This window comes from Bacillus cereus (assembly GCF_007678085.1).
Classification (GTDB): Bacteria; Bacillota; Bacilli; order Bacillales; family Bacillaceae_G; genus Bacillus_A; species Bacillus_A cereus_BE.
In genome coordinates this window covers 18,986-42,936 of the sequence record NZ_VEDW01000004.1, presented here as the reverse complement: position 1 = coordinate 42,936, position 23,951 = coordinate 18,986, and the positions used below count along the sequence as shown (strand labels likewise).

The following is a 23,951-nucleotide window of genomic DNA, read 5'->3' as shown; positions in this document are numbered from 1 at the left end:
GGAGAAAATGTGGCTATAAAATTAGAATCTGAGCATTTATGTATAGAACCTTTTACCAATGATGATGTATGTAGAATTAAAGAATTAGCTAATGACAAGGAATTAGCCAATATTCTTGGGCTTCCACACCCATATAAATTGGAGTTCGCGCAAGATTGGGTTGATATGCAACCAGAACTTATAAGTCAAGGAATCGAATATCCTTTAGGAATCATTTCTAAAGAATCAAGAGAAATTGTAGGTACAATTACATTAAGAATTGACAAAGGTAACAATAGAGGTGAGCTTGGTTATTGGATTGGTAAGAATTATTGGGGGAAAGGTTTTGCAACCGAGGCTGTAAATAGAATGATTCATTTTGGCTTTATTGAATTAGGTCTAAACAAAATTTGGGCATCTGCTATTTCCAGAAACAGATCATCGATTAAGGTGTTAGAAAAGTCGGGTTTGCGTAAAGAAGGCACATTGAGACAGAATAGACTTTTATTAAATACATATGAAGATGTTGATGTTTATGGGATATTAAAGACAGAATATACCGTTTTAAATCATAGATAACATTGGTAGTGTAATGGCAAAAGGAAACCCTTCAGAACGGGGTTTCCTTTTTGTATGTCTCAAAAATCGACATTGTAGTTTAACAGAGCTCTGTTTATCAAAAACATAATAATTTACTAGATTTTGTATTTCATGTAAGATAATAAAGAATATTCAATCAATAATTAAAGGAAGAGATATAAATGAAGCTGCCGCTATTACAAATAGAGACAGAGAGACTTATGATTCGTCCGTTCCAAAATGATGATTATGAAAGTTGGTTCGATGGATTTCATAAGAGGTTACCATCGCAGTATAAATATGACGATGGCTATCAAGTTATGGCATCATCAACGAAAGAATGGTTTACGGAATGGATAAGAGGTTTTGATGAAGCAGCACATCGAGATGAGATGTATGTATTAGGTATTTTTCGTAAAGAAGACGGGGCTAATATTGGAAAGCTAGAGCTGATAAAAATTTTACGTATGGACTATCAATGGGCGATGATGGGGTATTCCATACATAATCAATACTGGAAAAATGGATATGGTATTGAAAGTGTGAAAGCTGCGTTATCGTTATTTTTTAATAACCTTCGTTTTCATAGAATTGAATTACATATACATGTTGATAATGAGCCATCCGTCCGTCTCGCGGAAAGAGCAGGTTTTTCTTTTGAATGCAAGAGAGAGGCATTTTCTTTAGAGAATGGTAAGTGGATGGATTTTCTTATTTATTTTAAAAATAAGGAGATGAATATATGAGAGTGTTTATTACAGGTGGAAATCGTGGATTAGGATTACAGTTGGTAAAAGTATTTCATGAAAATGGGCATATTGTTTATCCGTTAGTTAGAACTGAGGTTGCGGTAACACAATTGAAGCAAATGTTTAGTTGTAGATGTTTTCCTATATTGGCAGACTTATCACTTGATGAGAGTACGGAGCAAATTAAGAACCAGCTTGCGGAATATACAGGGTATTTGGATCTAGTTATAAATAACGCTGGCATTACTGGAAAGGAGACTGAAGTTTTACATACGAATTCAGAAGAGTTAACGGATGTATTTAATATTCATTGTTTAGGTGTAATTCGAGCTGTAAAAGGTACATATGTAGCTTTAGAGAAATCGGATCATCCGAGAATAATAAATGTGTCCTCTCGATTAGGTTCATTACATAAAATGGCGAACAAAGAGTTTTCGCAAGGTCAGTTTTCCTATTCCTATCGAATTGCTAAAGCTGCACAAAATATGTTAACGCTTTGTCTGCAACAAGAATTTGAAGATAAAGGAATTCGTGTAACTGCCATTCACCCTGGAAAATTAAAGACTGACATTGGTGCTTTTGATGCGAATATGACTCCGGCTGAAGGAGCGCAAAATATATATGATTGGGTAATAGATTCAAATGAGGATGTTTCAGGGAAGTTTATTGAGCCGGGGATAGGAGAATTAAAGTGGTAAAGTACGATCTTACAGTTGTTCAAAGTTTATTTGGTCCTATGAATAAAGTATTAAATGGTTTACCAAATGCAGTAACGATTGAAGAGATAGAAGAAGATGCCTTTTATAACGTACAAACTTATAAAGAAAAGATAAGTAGATTTGAAGAAATTTGTTTTAACTGGGAGTTAAAAAGAGCGAGTATTGTATTAAATAAGAGGTTTAGTAGTTATAACTCAAGTGCGAGAGTGTTACTTGATGCGGATTTTTCTTTACATGCAGCAAAGATAGAAGTGTGTAGAGAGTTAGACAATGTAGATGCACTTGAAAAACAATTTACATACCGTTCAATAGAAGAAAGATTATCAGAAAAAGAATTTAAACGCATTTGGGAGCAGTGTATGTTGAATTCAGGAAATCAAACTTCCAATTTAACTATTGATGAGCATTTTTATTCAGTGCAAACAGAGTTAGGTAAAGGCTGGGAGAAGTCATGTATTGTTTTTTATGATGAAAATGAGCCAATTGGTTTGTCCATACCGCATATAGAGCATGGAACAGAAAGTGAAGGACGATTATTTTACTTTGGGGTAATGCCTCATTATCGAGGGAAAGGAATCTCTTCTCAACTGCATCTTCAATCTTTACATATGTTAAAAGAAATGGGCGCTACTTATTATATCGGAAGCACACATACTTCAAATGAAAAGATGCAGAGGATATTTTGGAGAAATAATTGTTCGATGAAAACGGAGATAGAGCTTTATTATAAAATTTTTAAAGAAAGTTAAAAAAAGCCCGGCATTTTGCCAAGGCTTCCCTTTATCTGTTCAACACTTCAATATACGAAGCATCTCCAGTTGTTCTTAAAGCAGAGCGGAAATTGTTATTTTCTAACGTTTTAGCGACTTGTTGTAACTGCTGTGCATCATCATGGTGAATAAGTAAGCTGTCCGCACCGCTTTCTTCTATATGAATGTGCTCGACATTTCCAATGGCATCATGTACAGCTTTTAAAAATTCTGGTTTCATATTGACCTCCTATATGTATATAGCGTTGTTTTTATTATTTCCTTATTTTTGAAATATAAAAGTAAATGAATTTTTGTTATATTAAGATTTTGGAAGGGTTTCCTATTTGTTTGTCAAATAATAGTAAAGTTGTCTTTTTAATTGAGGGAATCTTCGGAATTAAAGGGTGAGGGAATGGATATTTCAATAATTGCTGCACAACTCGTTAAGGAGAAAGTTATTTTACATTATCCAAATAGCGTGAAAGTGTTGAACGGAGGAACGACAAGTACTGTATATTTGTTGGATGAAAAATATGTAGTAAAGCTGAATGAAGCGGAAGTAATACGTGAAGAATCTCATTTTCTTTCGTTTTATGAGGGGAATACTTTATTGTCAAAGCTTTTGTATAAGGAACCTTTCCATACATATTTCGTGTATTCTTTCCTTGAAGGCAGTACGTCGTGCGAACAAGGATATAAACGAAGTACGCTTCGTACACTTGTAAAAGAAGTGATCAATAAGTATAAAATTGTTCCAGAGGCAGGTGGCTGGGGATGGAAAGAAAATCCGGTTCAATCTTGGAATGAATTTTTAACGGGAAACGTGAAGACAGCTTATGAAAATGTAAAACGTTACACAAGTGAGGAAGAGTATAGAAAAGTTCTTAAACTAGCAAATAGGGATGCCGGAGTAAATCAGCCATTCTTATTACATGGTGATTGCGGATTTCATAATTTTATATTCCGGCAGAATAAGTTACATGGAGTAATTGATCCGTTACCAGTCCTTGGAGATCCTTTATATGACTTAATTTATGCGTTCTGTTCAACTCCGGAAGAGTTAACGAAAGAAACGATTAATTATGCGATGAAACAATGTGTATTTCATAAACAAGAACGAGATTTGTACGAGGAAATAGTCATAGGATTATATTTGCGTATAGATATATGTGTAAGACATCACCCGAAAGATTTAGAAGATTACTTAATAGCTTGGCGTTATTGGATGGACGAAATTGAGCCGGCTTTACAGTACAAATAGTTTGGGGGAGGTAGTGAAATGAACATAGCAGAAGCAAAAAGAGATTTAGCACAAAGAACGAAAAGAGGATTTCCAGTTATAATAGCTGGTATTTTATTTTGGATTGTAGCGAGTGTAACTGGTGTTCTTCTTTCAGAAAAGCAAGTTGTTTGGGTGTATTTAATTGGTATGGGCTGTGTGTTTCCTTGTGGCCTAATGATAGCGGCTTTATTAAAAATAGATATGTTTGCGAAAGGAAATCCGCTAGGGACTTTAGCTGGATTAATTGGCGGGATAAATGTATTAAATATTCCGTTTGTATTACTTGCCTATTTTCAATTTCCAGAGTGGTTACCTTTTGTAGTAGCGATGTTAATAGGGGTTCATTTTGTACCGTACGTATGGATTTATGAAAGTAAAAGTTATGGTTTATTGTCAGTAGGGACTGTATTCGTAACGTCAGTTTGCGGGATTCTTTTTGCAGACGCTGGATTTACTGTCATTCCATTGTCAGTTACAGTGGTCTATTTACTGACTTTAATAGGTTTATTGATTGAAAATAAAAAACTAGATCATTATCAGCAAAAATCAGCTTAATAAAAATATAGGGATAGGGGGAATTATTATGAAAAATTTCATTTGTACAACGTGCGGCGTACAATATGCAGCGAGTGTGGAAGAACCGGTGAGTTGTGTTATTTGTGATGAGGAGAGACAATATGTAAATCCGAAAGGGCAGTCTTGGACGAATTTAGAAAACTTGCGAACGAGTGACACATATAAAAATGAAATGATAGAAGAAGAGCATGGACTTTATAGCATTACGACAAAACCGAAATTTGCAATCGGTCAAACGGCATTTGTCGTAAAGACGGATTCCTATCGTTTATTATGGGATTGTATTACGTATTTAGATGAAACGACAATTGAGAAGATAAAAGAGTGGGGCGGGTTAGATGCGATTGCACTATCTCATCCTCATTATTATTCGACACAAGTAGAATGGGCAGAAACGTTTGACGTACCAATTTATATACATGAAGATGATAAAGAGTGGGTAGTACGCCCGAGTAGTCGTATTATTTACTGGTCTGGGGGGTCTTTACAATTAGCGGACGGAATTACTATTCATCGTCTCGGAGGACATTTTAGCGGCGGTTCTGTATTACATTGGGAAGAAGGAAATGATGGGAAAGGTATTTTGTTAACAGGTGATATTATTCAAGTCGTAGCGGATCAGCAGTGGGTGAGTTTCATGTACAGCTATCCAAACTTAATTCCATTGCCAGCGAGAAAAGTGGAGGAAATGGCGAATCGAGTGAAGCCATTACAGTTTAATCGTTTATATAATGCTTTTCACGGAGTAGTGAAAGAGAATGCAAATGAGGCAGTGGAACGTTCCGCTGAAAGATATATTAAGGCGGTAGAAGGGAAGTTATTTCGTACGTAAAAGGAGAATTAGCTCTATGAAAACGTTAGTATGCTTCGGTGATAGTATTACAGCTGATGAAATGTTTTTTGATGGAACGCCGAGATTAACACCGCGTTTGCAGGAGATGCTTCCAAATTGGAAGGTAGTAAATGCGGGGGTTCCGGGTGATACTACGTTCGATGCGTTACATAGGGTTGAAGATGATGTACTATCCTATAAACCAGACTTTGTAACAGTTTTTCTTGGTACGAATGATTCGGTGTTATTTGATCCAGTACCATTACAAGTATACAAAGACAATTTAGAGAAGATTGTAAGTATGACTTCACCAGAAAAAGTATTACTTATTAGTCCGGCGCCAGTTGATGAAGAACGCCAGCACAATAGAAACAATAAAGTACTTGGTCAGTATGCAGACGTAGTAGAGGAAGTGGCGAAGGAAACAGGAAGTTATTTTCTAAATTTATATGCTGAAATGATTCAAGAGCCTCATTATAAAAGATTTGTAGAAGATGATGAAAAAGACGGTTTACATTTTGGCCGACAAGGTTATGAATATGTAGCGGAGTTAATTGGTAAAAAGTTAAAAGGGATTTTGTAAAAAGCAAAGTGTGCGCGCTTTGCTTCTTTGCTCTTGCCAAATTTTGAGGCGGTGCACGCAAATAGCGGGATAAAATGTACTTTAAAGAAGTGGTTAGCCGTAATACTATGAGACATTCGTACAAAAGAAAATGATTTGTTGTGCTAATGGAATGCATCCAAGACTTAACAGTTGATTAATTGAACTGTAAAGTTTAAAATTACAGTATAGTTTTTAGAAGTGAGTTGCCATCGTTTGTAAAAAACAGATAAATTAAATATTCTCGAATAAAGTGAAACTTTAATCAGTGGGGGTTTTGTTCATCCCCCACTGATTATCAGCCCTCACCAATCGGGCTTTTACGGGCAGTTGATCCCCAAACTAACTTCTTTGCTTCCCCTGAATTTTGAGGTGGGGGTCTTATTGCCCGTTAATGCGGGATAAATAATCTAACGTGTATTTCATCCTAAACTGTAATTTTTTTTAATACATTTCAATAATCTATATAATGATTTTAAAAGTAAAGGAGTGTGTGTAAAATATGGTGATTTTATATACGACAGCAAGCTGTAGTTCATGCCGAAAAGCAAAAGCGTGGCTTGAAGAACATCAAATTGATTATACCGAAAAAAATATCGTATCAAATTCGCTTACAGTCGATGAACTGAAATCCATTCTTCGTTTAACTGAAGATGGTGCTACTGAAATTATTTCAACTAGATCTAAAACTTTTCAGGAATTAAATATAAATATTGAGGCGCTTTCGCTTAATGAGTTTTATCAATTAATAATTGAGTATCCTCAAATGTTACGTCGTCCAATTATGCTGGATGAAAAAAGATTACAGGTTGGTTTTAATGAGGACGAAATTCGCAAATTTTTACCGCGTAGCGTTCGAACATTTTTGAATATTGAATTGCAAAAAATGGCTAATTAATAAGTAATATTTTGAAAGGAGGAGACAGAAGTGATTGAAGTATGTGTTACAGTTAATTATAAAGATAGAAACTATCACACAAATGTTATTGTGAGTAAAGATACGATTTGGACACAAATTAAACAATTGGCAGAAGAACAAGTTAAGAGACAGTGGACTGTTTAAATTTATTTGCAAATTAAAAAGCTATATGAAGTTAGGAGATATAGGGGAGTTCTGATAGAATATAAAGAGATTTATTTTTTCATGCTAAGCATGCTTCTTATATATTTTAACGTTTGACTAACCTATCTGTAATATTTATGGCTACAGTAAGTTACTAAGCGAGAAATCATATTTTTTATCGTAGGAGGACAACAATGAACAGCGACTTTACCTTGGCCATACACAGTTTAACTTATTTAGCTTTACAGCCAGATCGGATGTCAACAAGTAATGCTATTTCCGAAAGTGCAGGTGTTCATCCAGTACGCATTCGTAAAGTGCTAAGTTTGTTAAAAAAACATAAGTTTATACAATCAAAAGAGGGAACTGGTGGAGGTTTTATTTTTGCCCGTGATTTAAGTGAAATTAATCTTTGGAATATGTATCAAATAACCTCTGAAGGTGCATTGCAGCCGAAGTGTCCAGAATCAAATGATCAGTGTATTGTAGGTTCGAACATGCGGAAAGTTCTGTTTGCTATTTTCTTAGGTGCGGAAGAACATCTAGGTGAATATTTAAAGAATTATACAATGAAAGAAGTTGTTGACCTTATTAATCAAGAACGTTAAGCGGCTTAATTATTATGTAGCTGTGAGTTCTTTGGGGAAACTGTAATGTAAAATATTACAGTATAAGTTAGTTTATATATCTTTTTATCGTTACAAAAAATCTTTATAAGAAGGTGAAAAAGTATGGTGTCAAATAATAATCATGTTTTAAAAGTGGGAGATTGGGTTCGTGGAATATCAAATGAGGGTGAATTCATAGTTGGTTACATTGTATCACTTGATGAAGTAGAAGATGTAGTTACAGTTAGTATTGTGAAACGTGACGACAAGTACACAAAAAATGAAGCGATTTTACTTTTTAGTAAACATGTTAACAAACTCCCTGAATCAAAGGTAATAAATAAGGAGCAAATCCTTTATCTTATAGACCTTGCATTATTAACAGGGGATGAAGAATGGTTTATTGAGCTCTCAGCAAAATTAAAATCGATAAGAGAGCTAGTTAATGAAGGGTTTTAAAGATTACATTATTATATTTTCTATGTAACTGTGCAAATTCAAACTTTTGAAGGGGCACACAATCCGCCTTATGGAGAGGACACAATTACTTTTCGTATAAAAGGAAATGAAATAAAACCCATTCAATACAAACATAGAAATATTCCTGAAGAAGTGTTGAAAAACTAAAATTAAGATGACATTGAAGTGATTTGTTTGCCGACTCCTAATAATGATAATGATGTAAATAAGCTGTCCATATGGGCAGCTTATTTTATTTTTTCGTGTAGCAAAATGTGAGCGGTTCTCTCATTAGCATCAAGTTTAAAAATGTATATGAATGCACCGTTCATAATATATATCCTAAAATTTGGTTTATGCATTTAAAAAGATATTTCTTTTTCACCACATTAATTGTTTATTAGGATATCTATTTTAATTTGAAATAAAATTTTTCGATAAAGAAAAATATAAAATTTTTAAAAATGAGTAGCTTAAATAAACAATATTTTACTGTATTTTATGCTAATTAATTCCGTTATAAGTGATAGGGACAAGGGTTGCGTGCTAACTGTAAAATATTATCCATGTAAAATTATATCCAATTAATATTTCTGAAAATATAAAAATATTAATTTTATAAATATACACGTTATAATGAGTGCGTCGAGAGAAATTTTATTATCTCTGGAGAAAATATAAAAAATGCGATTATTAGTAAGAAGGGTGTGTGGTTAGAGGCGAAGTGTATGTAAGGTGCTTCAGTGGCTTGTGTAATCAATACCATAAATGCTGCCGAAGCTATTAAAGTGATGTATAGAATTGAGAAAGAAATGCCTCATAAATGAAGAGAGGCCGGTTTAACTGAAATTACTGTTACAAGTAATTTAGAGAAACCATTAAAGTAATACACTGTTATTAGAAATGTTGCAACGTATTTATGAAGTCTATTCAATATTGTTCTCTTAAGCGGTCTTTATATAAAGGGCGGATATTACGAGTAAACTTTTTTGTGAACGCTAACATTTATGTTAGGACGCTAACTAGCGAATGTTTCAATTTGGATTCATTATGATGAAGAACATACAATGTGGGGCAACTTGTAAGGAATTCATTATCCAAAAAGGTAAATATTTGTTAGCTATAAAGAGAGAAGTAGGAATAGATACAAGGGGGAGTTATTATATGAACGGGAATACTGCAAAGAAAATAGAAGTTCAAGCTGAAAATACCGCACTAAAAAATGAGCAATATGCAGATCCGAAAAAGTGGCATAAGCAGGATACTACATGGGCATTGAGCCTATTTGGAACTGCAATTGGAGCAGGGGTGCTCTTTTTACCGATTAATGCAGGTTCAGGTGGTTTATTATCTTTACTACTAATTACATTGCTTGCATATCCAGTTATGTACTACTCACATAGGGCACTTGCTAAAATGATTTACGCTTCTAATTCTGCTGATGAGGGGATCACAGGTACGATTAGAGAGTATTTCGGAAATAAAGCGAGTATCATTTTTAACATCGTATATTTCGGTTCAATTTATACAATCGTACTAATGTATTCGGTTGCGCTTACAAATACTGCAAGTAGTTTTATCGTGCATCAATTGCACATGCCAGAACCTCCAAGGGCTATTTTATCACTTGTATTAGTTCTTGGTCTTATCGCTATATTGAATTTTGGTCAAGATATTACTGTAAAGATCATGAGCATGCTAGTGTATCCTTTCATAGCTTCTCTACTGTTTATCGCGATATCTTTAATACCGCAGTGGAATACGTCAATGCTTAGCTTCTCAGCTGTTTCTACTGCTTCAACAGGAACAGGATATTTAGGAACAATATTAATGATTCTACCAATCATCGTATTCTCATTTAATCATTCACCTATGATTTCATCATTTGTTGTGAAACAGAGAGCTACGTATGGAATAGAAGCTACTGATGCTAAATGTGCGCAAATACAAAAAGTTTGTTATATCATGACATTCGTTGTAGTTATGTTCTTCGTTTGGAGTAGTGCACTAAGCTTGACTCCAGAGGATTTAAAAATGGCAAAAGAGCAAAACTTATCAATTCTTTCATATCTTGCAAATGAACTTAATTCACCTGTAATCACGATTGCAGCTCCAATCATTGCTTTTGTGGCTATTACAAAATCTTTCCTTGGTCATTATATCGGAGCATTTGAAGTAATGCGTGACATGATTATTAAGTTCGGTAAATCACGTGGAAAAGTAATTGAAGAAAAAACAATTAAGACAATCGTCCTTACTTTTGTTGTATTATCATGCTGGTTTGTTGCTTATACAAATCCAAGTATTCTTGGACTTATTGATTCTCTAAGTGGTCCATTAGTTGCTGCTATTTTATGTCTACTACCGATGTATGCGATTCAAAAAGTACCAGTACTAGCTAAATACAAAGGGAAAATGAGTAACGTATTTGTTATTATTGTAGGTGTACTTACTGTTTTAGCAAGTATTAAATCATTATTCTAATTCACGATTGTTAGTTCTAATATAAAATAGAACGATTTTGGGACAGGCTTCTCCGTTTGGAGAGTCTGTCCCTTTTTAAATTAGTGAGTAAAGATCATCTTTTACTAAGACTCTTCTCGTACATAAGGTTGCTTTATTACGTTACAATTTTATCTTATTGATTTTATAAGATAAAATTGTAACTAAGGGAGATGATTCTAATTTGAGTAAACTGAATATTAGCACGACAGTTTCGGGAGATATAGTTGTTACCCGTCTAATTGGCAAGATTAAAACAGATGATGTGTATGAATGGTTTAATGGTTTCGAACAAGTTTGTCACCAATTCATTTCCGAGGGGCGGAAATACAAATTGTTGGTCGATAGAAAAGGATACATACCAGATCATTTTTCTGTTCAAAAAGCATGGAAAGAGAAGTTTTTCAATGAAACGATTTTGAAACACAGTAAGGCAATTGCTTTTCTTCTTGAAGAAGGAGAGATACTGAATTATTTACAACAATCTAATACAAAAGAATCAGTAAAATTTTTCGATGATTATGAACAAGCATTCCTTTGGTTGAATGAATATCCCATATGAAATTGTTAGCGAACCAGTTGCTTAAGTAACTGGTTTTTTTATGCTTGTAAGTAGTAGCAGGAAGAAAACTTCTATACGAAATGTTTAGCACTAGAGGACATACATTTTTAATGCGTTAAATATAATTCATAATAGTACCAAGAAGAAAAGAGTACGCTTTGCGGTATTAGTTATATGGAAAGGGCGTACGATAGAGTCACAGAAATTCAACAATATCAATGTGACATAAAGTGAGTAAGGGGGATAAACATATGAGCGCTTCAAATTTGAATGAAATCAGTAAACAAATTTTAATAGAGGAGGAAACACTTCAATTTTCCTCTTTTACAAATGAAGATGCACTGCAAATAGGTTTATTTATCGTTGAAACGGCGAAAAAGGAAGGGAAATTAATCGCTGTTGATATAGCGAAAAATGGTGTGCAACTATTTCATTTCAAGATGACAGGGACAACTGCGGAAAATACGCAATGGATTGAGCGTAAAAAACGAGTTGTTTCTTTGCATAATCATAGCTCGTATTATATGCAAATACAAAGTGAAATAACGGGCGTTCCATATAATGAAAAGTATCTGTTAGATAGGTCGGATTATGCTGCGTTTGGTGGCTGCGTTCCTGTCCAAATAAAAGATGTAGGGGTTATTGGGATGATAACAGTTTCAGGATTACCACCAGAAGAAGATCATGAATTAGTTATAAGGGCAGTTAAAAATCATTTGAAACAATAATAAAAAGGCAAGACCGAACAAGAATATGTTCGGTCTTGCCTTTTTATTATTCATGTTATGAACCTGTTTCTAATAAATAGACAAGCACGCAAAAAATATTACGGACGGAAAACCTTTAATTCGAGACACTTTTCTTGACGATAATAAACTATGTAGTTAATATGATAGACATAAAATAACTTAATTACTTTTAATAATTAAGTTATTTTATATAAGTTAAGGGTGAGTAGTATGTGGTAAAAATGCTTTGAATTGCCACTATTAATATTGGGGACAATTAGAAAGCGACAAATATAAAAAATTAGAAGTTAAGAAGCAAGTGTGAATCACTAATAATAGTAGCTTCTGTACAATGCATTTTTACTATAGTGACAATGACTATACATCACGAGGGGGACTGAAATTGGAATCAATGACCTTTGTTTTATTTGGAGCAACAGGGGATTTAGCTAAAAGAAAAATTTACCCCGCGCTATATAACTTATATAGAGATCAAAAGCTTCCAAAGCAAATATCCGTTATTGGGCTTGGAAGACGTGAAGTATCTCATTTAGATTTTCAAAAGAGAGTAAAAGAATCCATAGAAACTTTTTCGCGTCGCAAGGAAGAAGGTACTCCGAACATAGAAGCTTTTTTAGAGTATTTTCGTTATTGTCCGTTAGATGTGAATAAGCCAGAAGACTATAAAAGGTTATTACAAGTAGTTCTTGAAAGGGAAGAAGAACAAAATATACAAGGGAATAGAATGTTTTACCTTTCAGTTACTCCTGACTTCTTTGAGACCATTGCTTTAAATATTAAAGAAAGTGGACTGGATAAAACGGATGGATGGAAGCGCCTGATGATTGAGAAACCGTTTGGTCATGATCTTCCATCTGCTCGAGAGCTGAATGATAAGCTTAGTCGAACGTTTGAAGAAGACGAAATATACCGTATTGATCATTATTTAGGTAAACCGATGATTCAAAATATTGAAGCACTTGAATTTGCAAATCCTGTTCTCCAATCGATTTGGAATAAAGAACATATTGCGAATGTACAAATAACAGCTAGTGAAACGGTTGGGGTAGAAGAAAGGGCAGGATATTATGATCATGCAGGAGCCATTCGCGATATGGTTCAAAATCATATGCTGCAAATATTAATGATGACTGCAATGAATCTGCCGGAAAAGATAAATGCATGTGAAATTCGTGAAGAAAAACGAAAAGTGATGGAGACTCTTCGTAAAGTGAAAAAAGAAGATGTTCAGAACCATATCATTCGCGGACAATATGATTCAGGTGAGATAAAAGGACAACAAGTTGTAGCGTATAGAGAGGAGCCAGGAGTAAATCCTTCTTCTCAAACAGATACATTTGTTGCGGCTCGCTTATGGATTGATAACCCATTTTGGACTGATGTTCCTTTTTACATACGAACAGGAAAAAGAATGAAAGAAAAGTCTACTCGTATTGTAATTGAGTTTAAAAATACATTAAAACAGCAGTATCAAGATAGTAATCCAAATGCAGCGCCTAATTTGTTAATCATTGAAATTAGTCCAAATGAAAATGTTTCACTCCAATTAAATAGTAAAAATCCATTGAACAATGGAGAGCTTGAACCGATCCGTATTCATTTCACTTGTGAGCAAACAGGAGTGGGAATACCTGAAGCTTACGAAAGGCTTATCTATGATGCTATATGCGGAGATTCTACATTCTTTGCACACTGGAGAGAAGTTGAATTGTCATGGGAATGGGTGCAACCAATTCTTGAAGCGTTCGAAGAGAACTTGTTACCTCTTCATGAATATGAGTCTGGCTCGTATGGTCCGGATGCTGCTCATGCTCTATTACAAGAAAGTGAATTTAAATGGTGGTTAGATGAAGGATTGAAAAAGTAAGTACATCCTTATAAGTAAAGCAATATGACAAAAAGATATTCATCATTTTATTAACATGTATTTATGGTGAAAGGTAATTCAAGGAGGAATTATATTATGAGAGTAGGATTAATTGGTTTAGGTAAAATGGGATTGAATTTAGGGAAGAATTTAATGGACCATAAACATGAAGTAGCAGCATTTGATTTAAATACGAGTGCAGTGGAAGAAATGAAAGAGTATGGTGCTACAGGTGTATCAAGTTTAAGCGAACTTGTTCAATCATTAGAATCACCAAGAATTCTTTGGGTAATGGTTCCGCACGTTGTTGTTGATTCTGTTATTAATGAAGTTACCCCGCTGTTATCAAAAGGAGATATTTTAATTGAAGCTGGGAATTCACATTATAAAGAATCTATTCGCCGATACGAGCAACTAAAGCAAGATGGCATTCACTTTATGGATGCAGGAACTTCTGGTGGAATGGAAGGCGCTCGTAATGGTGCTTGTTACATGATCGGAGGCGATCAAGAAGCTTGGGATATCGTTGAACCTATTTTCCGTGATACAGCTGTAGAAAATGGATTCTTATATGCTGGAAAAGCTGGTAGTGGTCATTTCTTAAAAATGGTTCACAACGGAATTGAATACGGTATGATGGCTGCTATTGGTGAAGGATTTGAAATCCTAGAGAAAAGTGAATTTGACTACGATTATGAAAAAGTATCAAGAGTATGGAACAACGGTTCAGTTATTCGCTCTTGGTTAATGGAATTAACTGAAAATGCATTTTCTAAAGATGCGAAACTGGATGAAATTAAGGGCGTTATGCATTCTTCTGGAGAAGGGAAATGGACAGTAGAAACAGCGTTAGACCTTCAAACAGCAACTCCGGTTATCGCAATGTCTCTATTAATGCGCTACCGCTCATTAGATAATGATACGTTTACAGGAAAAGTTGTAGCAGCACTGCGCAATGAATTTGGCGGACATGCGGTAGAAAAGAAATAAACATTTTAAAAGTATAACTCGTTAACATTTAAAAAATGGAGGGAATAAATCATGAAGTTTTTTATTGATACTGCAAATCTTGAGGACATAAAAAAAGCATATAAATTAGGGGTTTTAGCTGGCGTTACAACGAATCCGTCTTTAGTAGCAAAAGAAGGAATTAAGTTTGAAGACCGTATTGCAGAAATTTGTCAGGCAGTACCTAACGTTGAATCTGTTTCGGCAGAGGTAACGCCAGATGCTGTTACAGCGGAAGAGATGATCGCCCAAGCAGAAGAACTGATTAAAATTAACGGTGGCGATGAAAAAGTTACAATAAAACTTCCGATGACGCTAGCAGGACTAGAAGCTTGTCGTTACCTTACTGAAAAAGGTGTGAAAACGAACGTTACACTTATTTTCACTGTGAACCAAGCTCTTTTAGCTGCTCGAGCAGGTGCAACGTACGTTTCTCCATTTTTAGGTCGTTTGGATGATATTTCTGAAGATGGCGTGTTATTAGTTGCTAAAATTGCTGAATTATTCGATGTTCATCTATTAGATACACAAATTATTGCGGCTTCTGTTAGACACCCAGATCATGTAACGCGTGTAGCGATGGCAGGTGCTCACATTGCAACAATTCCTTATAAAGTCATTGAACAACTTGCTATGCATCCATTAACTGATCAAGGTATTGAAAAGTTTGCTGCGGATTGGGCGAAAGCACCTAAGTTATAATGAAGTGAGGCTTTCATTTTTCAAAATAGCACTATAGTTAGGAAAAGGACCTCCTTATGAGAGTGAAGTTTATGAAAACGTAGCTCTCATAAGGAAGCGTCTTTTTTGTATAAACAATGGTGCTATTTTGTTATAGGAATGTTTTGAAAGGGGTTACATGGTGGACTCAAAATATATGATTGGTGTAGATATTGGAACAACTAGTACAAAAGCAGTTTTGTTTTCAATCGATGGATCTGTTATTGCAAGTCATGGGATTGAATATCCTTTATATTCACCTGCGCCAGAAATAGCAGAACAAGATCCAGAAGAGATTTTTCAAGCGGTCATACATACGATTAAAGAAACTATACAATCAAGTAATGTGCAGCCAGTTGATATTCTTTGTGTTTCTTTTAGTTCGGCAATGCATAGTGTCATTGCTGTAGACGAAGCAGGGAAGCCGTTAACGAGATGTATTACTTGGGCAGATAATAGAAGCGCAAGCTGGGTAGAGAAAATAAAAAATGGTATGAATGGTCATGAAATTTACCTTCGTACTGGGACACCAATTCATCCTATGTCACCACTTTCGAAATTAGTTTGGCTTAAAAATGAACATGCTGAGTTATTTGCAAAAAGCTATAAATTCATCTCAATTAAAGAGTATGTTTTCTATAAGTTATTTAAAGAATATGTAATTGATTATTCTATTGCATCAGCAACAGGAATGTTTAATTTGAAATCTTTAAATTGGGATGAAGAGGCCTTGCGTGTTGTTGGAATTACAGATGAAAAGCTATCTACAGTTGTTCCAACGACGCACAGTTTAATAGGGATAAACGAAGAACTTGCAAGAGAGATGAATATACTTGTTACGACTCCTTTTATAATAGGAGCGAGTGATGGAGTACTATCGAATTTAGGTGTAAATGCGATAGAACCTGGAGTAGTTGCTATTACAATTGGTACGAGCGGTGCAGTGCGAGTTGTCACAAATCAGCCTGTAACGGATCCGAAGGGGAGGACTTTTTGTTACGCGTTAACTGAGGACCTTTGGGTAATTGGTGGACCTGTGAATAATGGCGGTATAATTTTTAGGTGGGTTCGCGACCAATTATGTACGTTAGAAGTTGAGCAGGGGAAGCGCTTAGGAAAAGATCCTTATGAATTGCTTACGGAAATAGCCGCAAAAGTGAATCCTGGGTCGGATGGTTTATTGTTTCATCCGTATTTAGCAGGAGAAAGAGCTCCTTTATGGAATGCCAATGCACGGGGATCTTTTTTTGGGCTTGGCCTACATCATAAGAAAGAGCATCTTATCCGTGCTGTTTTAGAAGGAATCATTTATAACTTGTACACAGTTCTTCTTTCATTAAAAGAATTAATTGGCGAACCGAAAAAAATTCAAGCGACAGGTGGTTTTGCAAGGTCAGAACTTTGGAGACAGATGATGGCAGATATTTTTCATCAAGACGTATACGTTCCGGAAAGTTTCGAAAGTTCATGCCTAGGAGCAGCTATCCTCGGGTTATATAGCATAGGTGAAGTAGATACATTACATGTAGTTTCTAATATGGTAGGTGCCAATTTTTATCATGAGCCAAACATGGAAAGTGTGGAAAAATATAAAGATTTAACACCGATCTATATTCGTCTGGCACGTCATCTGGAAGAAGAATATGAAAGTATTGCAGCGTATCAAAAAAAGTGGGTTTAAAGGTAATTTAGTAGGAAAATATGGTAACGTATAAAGAGGTACTCCGATTTTTTTAGGATACTCTTTCAACATAAAATATTTTAAGTAGTATGGTGAACGAAAAATATAGGGAGAGAGGGTTATGAAAATGAAGGAAAACAAAGAGTTTATTGGATATGTTGGAACTTACACGAAAGAAAATAGTGAAGGAATATATAAGTTTACTTTAGATACGGAAGCAAAGAAAATTAGTAATGTAACACTTGCGGCTAAGCTGGATAACCCTACATATGTAACGATTAGCAAAAATAATGAATATCTCTATTCTGTTGTTAAGGAAGGCGAATCTGGTGGTGTAGCTGCTTATTCGATTCATAGTCATACTGGAGAGCTAACGGAACAAAACAGACAAGTAGTAGAAGGGGCTTCTCCTTGTCATATTAGTGTTGATAGTGGAAATCGTACGGTAGTTACAGCGAATTACCATAAAGGAACGATTGAGTCTTTTGTAGTTAATGAAGAAGATGGAACTGTAAATCCTGCCACATCTATTATGGCACATGAAGGTTCAGGTCCGAACAAAGAAAGACAAGAAAAACCACATGCACATTACGCAGGATATACTCCAGGTGAAAAGTATGTGGTAGGTGTTGATTTAGGGATTGATAAAATACTTACGTATGAAATAAAAGATAGTAAGTTAAAAGAAGTAAATAGCTTGTCTGTAAAACCAGGAAGTGGTCCGAGACATATTGCTTTTCACCCGAACGGGAAGTACGCTTATGTGATGACTGAACTTAGCTCGGAAGTTATTGCATTATCATATAATCCGGAAGAAGGGTCCTTTACAGAGTTGCAGTATATTTCTACCGTTCCGAAAGAATTTGATGACAATAGTCAAGGAAGTGCTATTCATATTTCTTCTGACGGCCGTTTTGTATATGCAGCGAACCGCGGTCATAATAGTATTGCTGTTTTCAGTGTGGATCAAAATTCAGCTGAGCTTACATTTGTTGCACATACATCTACAGAAGGAAATTGGCCGAGGGACTTCGTATTAGATCCGACTGAAAAGTTCCTTATTGCTACAAATGAAAAGTCACATAACCTTGTGCTATTTTCAAGAAATGAAACGACAGGGAAGTTAACATTGTTACAATCTGATGTTGTTGTACCAGAGCCTGTTTGTGTGAAGTTTTTGAATGTTTAATTGGAGTTTTAATGCATATAGAAATTTCGTTATTTGTCGGTAAGTCGATATATTAAAAAAGTCGTTGATATAATTTCAAATCCTCAAAAATAATAAAAAGCAAAGCGAGATCGCTTTGCTTTTTATTATTTCTTTTTCGGTCTACGAACTAATTCGCCGCCGCAGTTTGGGCAAACGTTTTGTCTTTCTTCTGTACAGGGTGCACAAAATGTACATTCATACACGCAAATGTAAGCTTCGGAATTTGATTCGAGAGTTTGATCGCAAATTTGACAGTTTGTTTTCATTTCGAGTGCCATAGTAAGTCTCCTTTTAATTTGAATATTTGTAATTTAATTATAATTCATTTGATAGAAACTGTCTTTTTCAATTGAAAGGAAATCAAATGATAAAGTTATGATTTGAAATGAAAGATGCTATTTTATTTTAAAATTGATTATTTAGTGCAGTTGGAATATTATGAAATAGTCAAAAGACAACAGGGGGTATATATTTTGACTAATCATAATGAACATTTAAAAGCAAACTGCGAAAAATGCTTCGGTTTATGTTGTGTAGCGTTACCGTTCGCAGCATCGGTAGATTTTGCGGTGAATAAAGATGGCGGGAAACCATGTTCTAACTTACAATCAGATTTTAAATGTAGCATACATAAAAATCTTAGAGGAAAAGGTTATAAAGGTTGTACAGTATTTGAATGTTTCGGCGCTGGACAGAAGATTTCGCAAGTTACATTTAACGGGATTGATTGGCGAAAAGATGCTAAGCATGCGAGAAAAATGTACGATGCTTTTCCAGTTATGCATCAACTTCATGAAATACTGTGGTATTTGAATGAGGCTCTTCTGTTAAAGGCGACACAATCGATTCATAAAGAACTAAGTAAAGCGATTGAAGAGACGGAGCGCCTTTCAAATTTAAATGTGGACGAGTTAATGAAAGTAAATATTCCATTACACCGTGCAGAAGTAAATGTGTTACTTTTAGAAACGAGTGAGCTAGTTTGGAAGGAAATGAATGCCACGCGTAAGAAACGAATTAGTCACCGTGGAGCAGACCTTATGGGAGCAAATTTGAAAAAGAAAGATTTGCAAGGAGCGAATTTAAGGGGAGCTTATTTAATTGCGGCTAACTTAAATGGAGCAAACTTAAGAGGAGCAGATCTCATCGGAGCAGATTTACGAGATGCAGATATTCGAGGGGCTGATTTTACAAATAGTATTTTTCTGACGCAAGTTCAAATTAACGCGGCGAAAGGGGATGCACATACGAAATTGCCGAAAGTGTTGTCCCGTCCATCGCATTGGAGTGCGTAAAGAGTATATACGAACAGGCAGAGATTAAAAATCTCTGCCTGTTTTTTCATTTCTTTTCAAAAGTAGTAATGAAAACACTACATATAATAAGAATGCCACCAATAAAAAAGTTAATATTTAATGTCTCATTTAATAAGAGCCAACCGAGCAATGATCCGACGATAGGTTGGAAGAAGAAAAATAACGATCCGATGCTTGCGTCCATTAATTCTAATCCTTTATTCCAAAGGAAAAAGGCACCTGCTGTTGAGACGATTCCTAAATAAAGTACGCCTAATAATACATACATGTTCATATGTTCAATAGAACTTGATGGTAGTTCCCATATCATAAAAGGTGTAATAAAAAAGAGTGAAAAGAATATGGCGTACGTTGTAATTACTAAAGATGAAAATCGAGCTGAAGTAATTTTTACGTAAATGGATAGTAAAGCCCACGTAATAGCGGCCCCGACTAATATGATTGTACCGATAAAATAGGAACCAATTTCAATATTCCATCCAATGACGATAATGACACCGATTGTCGCTATGATAGTAGATAGCAGTCTACGAGCGGTTAGCTTTTCTTTTAAAATGATCGCTGCAAATATAACCATAAATGCAGGTGTAGCAGATGTTACTAACGATCCTGTATGAGCGTCAGAAAGTTTTGTACCGATAAATTGACATGTAATCGAAATGAAATAGCCGATAAATCCAATCCAAGCGAATAATAGCCAATCTTTTTTACGAATGGTTACTTTTTTCTTTTGCTTTTTCTCAGCTATTTTCAAAATTGCATATAAAACAACAAAAGCAATGATAAAGCGTAGCCAAACGAGTGTCAGTGGTGGGATAAAGTCGAGTACGTATTTACTAACGACATACATACCGCCCCATATACTAGCTGCTAATGATAAACATATAGCTCCTAAAATTGTTTGTTTCATGTAAAGTACCTCCGTCTATTTTTAGGGTATTATGAGTTCCCTAAGACGAGGCATAGTGTATGTGTTATATGAATGCCGGCCTTAGTTTATAGACGGCCTACAGGTTGATCGTTTTCGAATGAAGTGTTGTAGTACATGAGTGCATTCCTCCTTCATATTTTATAATGATATTATAACTTAATTTTCAGTTTATTGGGATGTTTCTTTAGAAAATGCTGCTTGTTTAAGAAAGCATAGTATATGGTAGAAAAACATATTTTTAAAATAACAGAAACCAATTACATAACTGATAAGTATAGTAAGTGTAGGATGAAAAAGTAGATTGATAGAGAATGAGGAGGAGATTTACATTACTACAACCGTTATTTCTCATTTTTATAATGAAGAATATTTATTACCGTGGTGGCTTGCTCATCATACGAAACTGTTTGATCATGGCATTTTAATTAATAAAGGTTCAACAGATCGTTCAGTGAAAATTTGTAAAAAATTCGCACCGCATTGGGAAGTGCGAGATTCTTTAAATCCAGAATTTGATGCACTAGCGACAGATAATGAAGTGATGATGGTAGAACAAGAAGTAAAGGGATGGAAAATGATTTTAAATACGACTGAGTTTCTTTGCGTGCAAGATAAAGATCAATTTTGGAAATCCCTAAATGAATTGGGAGGGAGGATGTATTGGCTGGAAGGGCTTATTATGGTCGATGATCTTAACTATAATTATCCAGACCTTAACTTTGGAATACCTTTAATGAAACAGCGATTTCACGGTTATTTACCAGAAGATTGGCCGTTATGGAGAAGAGGTAGATTTATTCATAATCATGAATACGGAAGTTATACGGTTGGAAGACATTTATCTGCACATGAGTCTATGATTTATCCGCCTCTAGCATGTATTGCATGGTTTGGTTTCAGTCCATGGACCGATGCGATGAGAAAGAGGAAATTACAAATTGGACCGACACTTTCAGAAGCTAGTAAGCAAGGGGGAATGGGAACGCATCATATTATTACACCTGAAAAATTAGAAGAATGGTATAAGGATTTAGCAAGAGGGACGAAGGATTTACGTTTTAGTGGTGCGTATCGTTATGTTTTTTTATAAATGATTCCCACCATAAAATTGTTTCTTCGATTCCTGTATTTAGATCGTATGTTGGTTTCCAGTTTACTTCAGTTTTTAAACGTTTTACATTAACGCCGACGAATAAAGGTTCATTTTTAGAGAAAGAGATTGCGCCTAGTTTAATTAAATGTTCTTTTCCTATCTTTTTAGCAATGATAGAAGCTAATTCTTTAATTTGTATAGATTGACCAGAAGCGATATTGATTGTGCCTGTAACGCCGTGTTCTAATACAGTTACGAGAGCATCAGCGACGTCACTCACATGGAGGAAATCTCTTGATTGTTTTCCATGTGTACATAGTGCTTCCTCATTCTTTAATAAGGAAGTGATAATGTTAGAAACGAGCCGATTCCCTTGTTCGTGAGGGCCATACATATGAAAAATGCGGCCCCAACACATGCTGAGGCCTGTTTGCTCAGCGTATGATTGTAGCCAGGAGTGTAGTGCGTTTTTACATAATGAATACGGGGTTTTATAGGAAAGAAGCGGTGAATCTTCAAATAGTACGCCGTTAAACCATTCATATTCTGCGCCAGTACCGGCAACAACGACTCGCTTTCCGCCGCAAGTTGTGAAGTGTTGAATCAACGAGATACTGGATGTAAGCCAATAGTAATTATTAATAGATACATAACACGCTGGTGGCACTGCTTCCCAAGCTAAATGAATGAGATGACTAGGCTTCATGTCGTAAATGAGTTTTTTTACTTCTTCATCGCAAAGTAAGTTTACTTTATGCCAGTGGCAAGAGATGTGAGGAGGCTTATTTGTATAATAAGTGGCGTGCACTTCATAGCCCTTTTGTATAAGAGAATTTACAACATATTTACCAATCCATCCGCTACCGCCTGTTACAAGGATTTTTTTCATGGCTCAATTACCTCAACTTCTGGAATTGTTACTAAAAATTTGCCGCCCCATTCACGAATGAAAGAGCATTCTTTCATAATTTCGTCTTTTAAATTCCAAGGCAGTATGAGAATGTAATCAGGTTTTGTACGTTTTATTTCTTCTGGAGATTGTACTGGAATACGGGTTCCTGGTAGAAGGAGATTTTGTTTGTGAGGGTTTTTATCTACGGTATAAGTTAGAAACTCTTTTCCTATCCCGCAATAGTTTAAAAGGGTGTTTCCTTTTGCTGGCGCACCGTAACCGATAATTTGTTTGTTTAAAGCTTTTGCTTCGATAAAAAACTGTAAAATATTTATTTTCAATTGTTCGATGTGTTTAGAAAAAAGGAGATAGCAATCTAATGTATTTAGCCCGTGATCTACTTCTTTTTGGATTAATTTTGTAACACTAGATTGGATAGTGGATTTGTCACTATGATGTTTTACAAAAATACGTAAGGAACCACCGTGCGTTGCAAGCTCTTCTACATCGACAATTTGTAAATGATGGTGAGCTAAAACTTTTTGAAGACTTATAAGTGAGAAATAGGAGAAGTGTTCATGGTAAATAGTATCAAACTGTTTAAAGGATATAAGGTTTAATAAGTGCGGGAATTCAATTGTTATCGTGCCATCTTGCTTTAATAACGTTTTTAAACCGGCGACAAAATCATGTAAGTTCGGAACGTGTGCTAATACGTTATTTGCGACGATTAAATCAGCTTTTGGTAATTTTTTTGCTAAGTCATTACTGAAAAAAATTACTTCAGTAGGGATTCCTTTTTGAATAGCGATTTTTGCTACATTTTTTGCTGGTTCAATTCCTAACGTCTGGATATTTTCTTTTTGAAAGTATTGTAATAAGTACCCGTCGTTACTCGCGATTTCAATTACTTTTGAATGGTTTGTTAAGTTAAAACGTTTCATAGCCATTTCTACATATTGCTTAGCGTGTAGTAGCCAGCTTGATGAGTATGAGCTGAAGTATAAATAGTCATGAAAAATATTGTGCGGAGATTCAAATTCATCTAATTGTACAAGTAAACAAGAGTGACAAACAAACGTGTGCAGCGGATAAAATGCTTCCATTTTATAGGAGTGTTCTGGATCTACAAATGAGTTAGCGAGAGGGGAAACACCTAAATCTAAAAAAGTATTTGTTAGTAATGTGTGGCAAAAACGGCATTTTTTCTGTTCCAATTTA

Annotated in this window: 27 protein-coding genes and 1 pseudogene; 23 read left to right on the top strand and 5 right to left on the bottom strand. The window is 35.1% G+C overall.

What is annotated here, in order from left to right; genetic code table 11:
• Positions 1 to 9 precede the first annotated feature (9 nt).
• The 4 genes from FS742_RS17465 (at position 10) to FS742_RS17450 (ending at position 2,775) form a co-directional block, all read left to right on the top strand.
• A complete protein-coding gene (locus FS742_RS17465; protein ID WP_144613973.1) occupies positions 10 to 558 on the top strand; it encodes a GNAT family N-acetyltransferase in 549 nt (182 codons plus the stop codon).
• A 182-nt stretch (positions 559 to 740) separates the two neighbouring features.
• Positions 741 to 1,304, top strand: a complete 564-nt coding sequence (locus FS742_RS17460) for a GNAT family N-acetyltransferase (protein WP_144613971.1) — start codon at positions 741 to 743, stop codon at positions 1,302 to 1,304.
• The gene (locus tag FS742_RS17455; protein WP_144613969.1) at positions 1,301 to 2,005 is read left to right on the top strand and encodes an SDR family NAD(P)-dependent oxidoreductase; all 705 of its coding nucleotides are present in this window, start codon (positions 1,301 to 1,303) and stop codon (positions 2,003 to 2,005) included. Before FS742_RS17460 ends, FS742_RS17455 begins: the two co-directional genes overlap by 4 nt.
• A gap of 38 nt (positions 2,006 to 2,043) precedes the next feature.
• Entirely contained in the window at positions 2,044 to 2,775 is a 732-nt protein-coding gene (locus FS742_RS17450; RefSeq protein WP_144614691.1) for a GNAT family N-acetyltransferase, read from the top strand.
• 31 nt (positions 2,776 to 2,806) lie between these two features.
• Here the strand turns inward: FS742_RS17450 and FS742_RS17445 are convergent, their stop codons facing one another.
• Positions 2,807 to 3,016: a hypothetical protein gene (locus FS742_RS17445; protein ID WP_000801653.1), complete on the bottom strand. Its 210-nt coding sequence runs from the start codon at positions 3,014 to 3,016 to the stop codon at positions 2,807 to 2,809.
• A gap of 174 nt (positions 3,017 to 3,190) precedes the next feature.
• On the opposite strand from FS742_RS17445, the gene FS742_RS17440 reads away from it, so the two are divergent.
• The 17 genes and pseudogenes from FS742_RS17440 to FS742_RS17360 all read left to right on the top strand — a co-directional run bounded on the left by FS742_RS17440 (position 3,191) and on the right by FS742_RS17360 (position 18,477).
• Positions 3,191 to 4,039 (top strand): phosphotransferase, encoded by an 849-nt coding sequence (locus FS742_RS17440; RefSeq protein ID WP_144613967.1) that lies wholly within the window; start codon positions 3,191 to 3,193, stop codon positions 4,037 to 4,039.
• An 18-nt stretch (positions 4,040 to 4,057) separates the two neighbouring features.
• Positions 4,058 to 4,615: a DUF7010 family protein gene (locus FS742_RS17435; RefSeq protein WP_144613965.1), complete on the top strand. Its 558-nt coding sequence runs from the start codon at positions 4,058 to 4,060 to the stop codon at positions 4,613 to 4,615.
• Positions 4,616 to 4,643: 28 nt separating this feature from the next.
• Complete coding sequence (locus FS742_RS17430; protein WP_144613963.1) at positions 4,644 to 5,468, top strand: MBL fold metallo-hydrolase; 825 nt, start codon at positions 4,644 to 4,646, stop codon at positions 5,466 to 5,468.
• A gap of 16 nt (positions 5,469 to 5,484) precedes the next feature.
• Complete coding sequence (locus FS742_RS17425; protein WP_144613961.1) at positions 5,485 to 6,051, top strand: SGNH/GDSL hydrolase family protein; 567 nt, start codon at positions 5,485 to 5,487, stop codon at positions 6,049 to 6,051.
• Between the two features lie 520 nt (positions 6,052 to 6,571).
• Complete coding sequence (spxA, locus tag FS742_RS17420) at positions 6,572 to 6,967, top strand: transcriptional regulator SpxA (RefSeq protein ID WP_144613959.1); 396 nt, start codon at positions 6,572 to 6,574, stop codon at positions 6,965 to 6,967.
• 30 nt (positions 6,968 to 6,997) lie between these two features.
• Complete coding sequence (locus FS742_RS17415) at positions 6,998 to 7,132, top strand: BA3454 family stress response protein (protein ID WP_144613957.1); 135 nt, start codon at positions 6,998 to 7,000, stop codon at positions 7,130 to 7,132.
• A gap of 194 nt (positions 7,133 to 7,326) precedes the next feature.
• Entirely contained in the window at positions 7,327 to 7,740 is a 414-nt protein-coding gene (gene saiR, locus FS742_RS17410) for an Rrf2-family transcriptional regulator SaiR (RefSeq protein WP_001083471.1), read from the top strand.
• Between the two features lie 123 nt (positions 7,741 to 7,863).
• Positions 7,864 to 8,199, top strand: coding sequence for an IDEAL domain-containing protein (locus FS742_RS17405; protein ID WP_144613955.1), 336 nt, complete (start codon positions 7,864 to 7,866; stop codon positions 8,197 to 8,199).
• Positions 8,200 to 8,214: 15 nt separating this feature from the next.
• Positions 8,215 to 8,367: pseudogene (locus FS742_RS17400) on the top strand (DUF3888 domain-containing protein); the annotation flags it as partial.
• A 996-nt stretch (positions 8,368 to 9,363) separates the two neighbouring features.
• Positions 9,364 to 10,683 carry an aromatic amino acid transport family protein gene (locus FS742_RS17395; RefSeq protein WP_144613953.1) on the top strand — a complete coding sequence of 440 codons (1,320 nt, stop codon included), beginning with the start codon at positions 9,364 to 9,366 and terminating at the stop codon, positions 10,681 to 10,683.
• Positions 10,684 to 10,858: 175 nt separating this feature from the next.
• Positions 10,859 to 11,263 (top strand): STAS/SEC14 domain-containing protein, encoded by a 405-nt coding sequence (locus tag FS742_RS17390; RefSeq protein ID WP_144613951.1) that lies wholly within the window; start codon positions 10,859 to 10,861, stop codon positions 11,261 to 11,263.
• A 251-nt stretch (positions 11,264 to 11,514) separates the two neighbouring features.
• Complete coding sequence (locus FS742_RS17385) at positions 11,515 to 11,991, top strand: heme-degrading domain-containing protein (protein ID WP_144613949.1); 477 nt, start codon at positions 11,515 to 11,517, stop codon at positions 11,989 to 11,991.
• A 403-nt stretch (positions 11,992 to 12,394) separates the two neighbouring features.
• Entirely contained in the window at positions 12,395 to 13,879 is a 1,485-nt protein-coding gene (zwf, locus tag FS742_RS17380) for a glucose-6-phosphate dehydrogenase (protein WP_144613947.1), read from the top strand.
• Between the two features lie 96 nt (positions 13,880 to 13,975).
• Positions 13,976 to 14,869 (top strand): phosphogluconate dehydrogenase (NAD(+)-dependent, decarboxylating), encoded by an 894-nt coding sequence (gnd, locus tag FS742_RS17375; protein ID WP_144613945.1) that lies wholly within the window; start codon positions 13,976 to 13,978, stop codon positions 14,867 to 14,869.
• A 51-nt stretch (positions 14,870 to 14,920) separates the two neighbouring features.
• Entirely contained in the window at positions 14,921 to 15,589 is a 669-nt protein-coding gene (gene fsa, locus FS742_RS17370; protein ID WP_000667684.1) for a fructose-6-phosphate aldolase, read from the top strand.
• A gap of 157 nt (positions 15,590 to 15,746) precedes the next feature.
• Positions 15,747 to 17,288 (top strand): gluconokinase, encoded by a 1,542-nt coding sequence (gntK, locus tag FS742_RS17365; protein ID WP_144613943.1) that lies wholly within the window; start codon positions 15,747 to 15,749, stop codon positions 17,286 to 17,288.
• 127 nt (positions 17,289 to 17,415) lie between these two features.
• Positions 17,416 to 18,477 (top strand): lactonase family protein, encoded by a 1,062-nt coding sequence (locus tag FS742_RS17360; RefSeq protein ID WP_144614690.1) that lies wholly within the window; start codon positions 17,416 to 17,418, stop codon positions 18,475 to 18,477.
• A gap of 125 nt (positions 18,478 to 18,602) precedes the next feature.
• Here FS742_RS17360 and FS742_RS17355 read toward each other — a convergent pair whose 3' ends face one another.
• Complete coding sequence (locus FS742_RS17355; protein ID WP_144613941.1) at positions 18,603 to 18,776, bottom strand: DUF1272 domain-containing protein; 174 nt, start codon at positions 18,774 to 18,776, stop codon at positions 18,603 to 18,605.
• Between the two features lie 195 nt (positions 18,777 to 18,971).
• Between FS742_RS17355 and FS742_RS17350 the strand changes: the two genes are divergently transcribed.
• A complete protein-coding gene (locus tag FS742_RS17350) occupies positions 18,972 to 19,793 on the top strand; it encodes a pentapeptide repeat-containing protein (protein ID WP_144613939.1) in 822 nt (273 codons plus the stop codon).
• A 46-nt stretch (positions 19,794 to 19,839) separates the two neighbouring features.
• On the opposite strand, the gene FS742_RS17345 is transcribed toward FS742_RS17350, so the two are convergent.
• Positions 19,840 to 20,724, bottom strand: a complete 885-nt coding sequence (locus tag FS742_RS17345) for a DMT family transporter (protein ID WP_144613937.1) — start codon at positions 20,722 to 20,724, stop codon at positions 19,840 to 19,842.
• A gap of 322 nt (positions 20,725 to 21,046) precedes the next feature.
• Here FS742_RS17345 and FS742_RS17340 point away from each other — a divergent pair, with 322 nt between their 5' ends.
• Positions 21,047 to 21,835: a glycosyltransferase family 2 protein gene (locus FS742_RS17340; RefSeq protein WP_144613936.1), complete on the top strand. Its 789-nt coding sequence runs from the start codon at positions 21,047 to 21,049 to the stop codon at positions 21,833 to 21,835.
• Here FS742_RS17340 and FS742_RS17335 read toward each other — a convergent pair.
• Entirely contained in the window at positions 21,804 to 22,727 is a 924-nt protein-coding gene (locus FS742_RS17335) for an NAD-dependent epimerase/dehydratase family protein (RefSeq protein WP_144613934.1), read from the bottom strand. The two genes, FS742_RS17340 and FS742_RS17335, sit on opposite strands and share 32 nt — an antisense overlap.
• Complete coding sequence (locus FS742_RS17330) at positions 22,724 to 23,947, bottom strand: class I SAM-dependent methyltransferase (RefSeq protein WP_144613932.1); 1,224 nt, start codon at positions 23,945 to 23,947, stop codon at positions 22,724 to 22,726. Before FS742_RS17330 ends, FS742_RS17335 begins: the two co-directional genes overlap by 4 nt.
• Between the last annotated feature and the right edge of the window lie 4 nt (positions 23,948 to 23,951).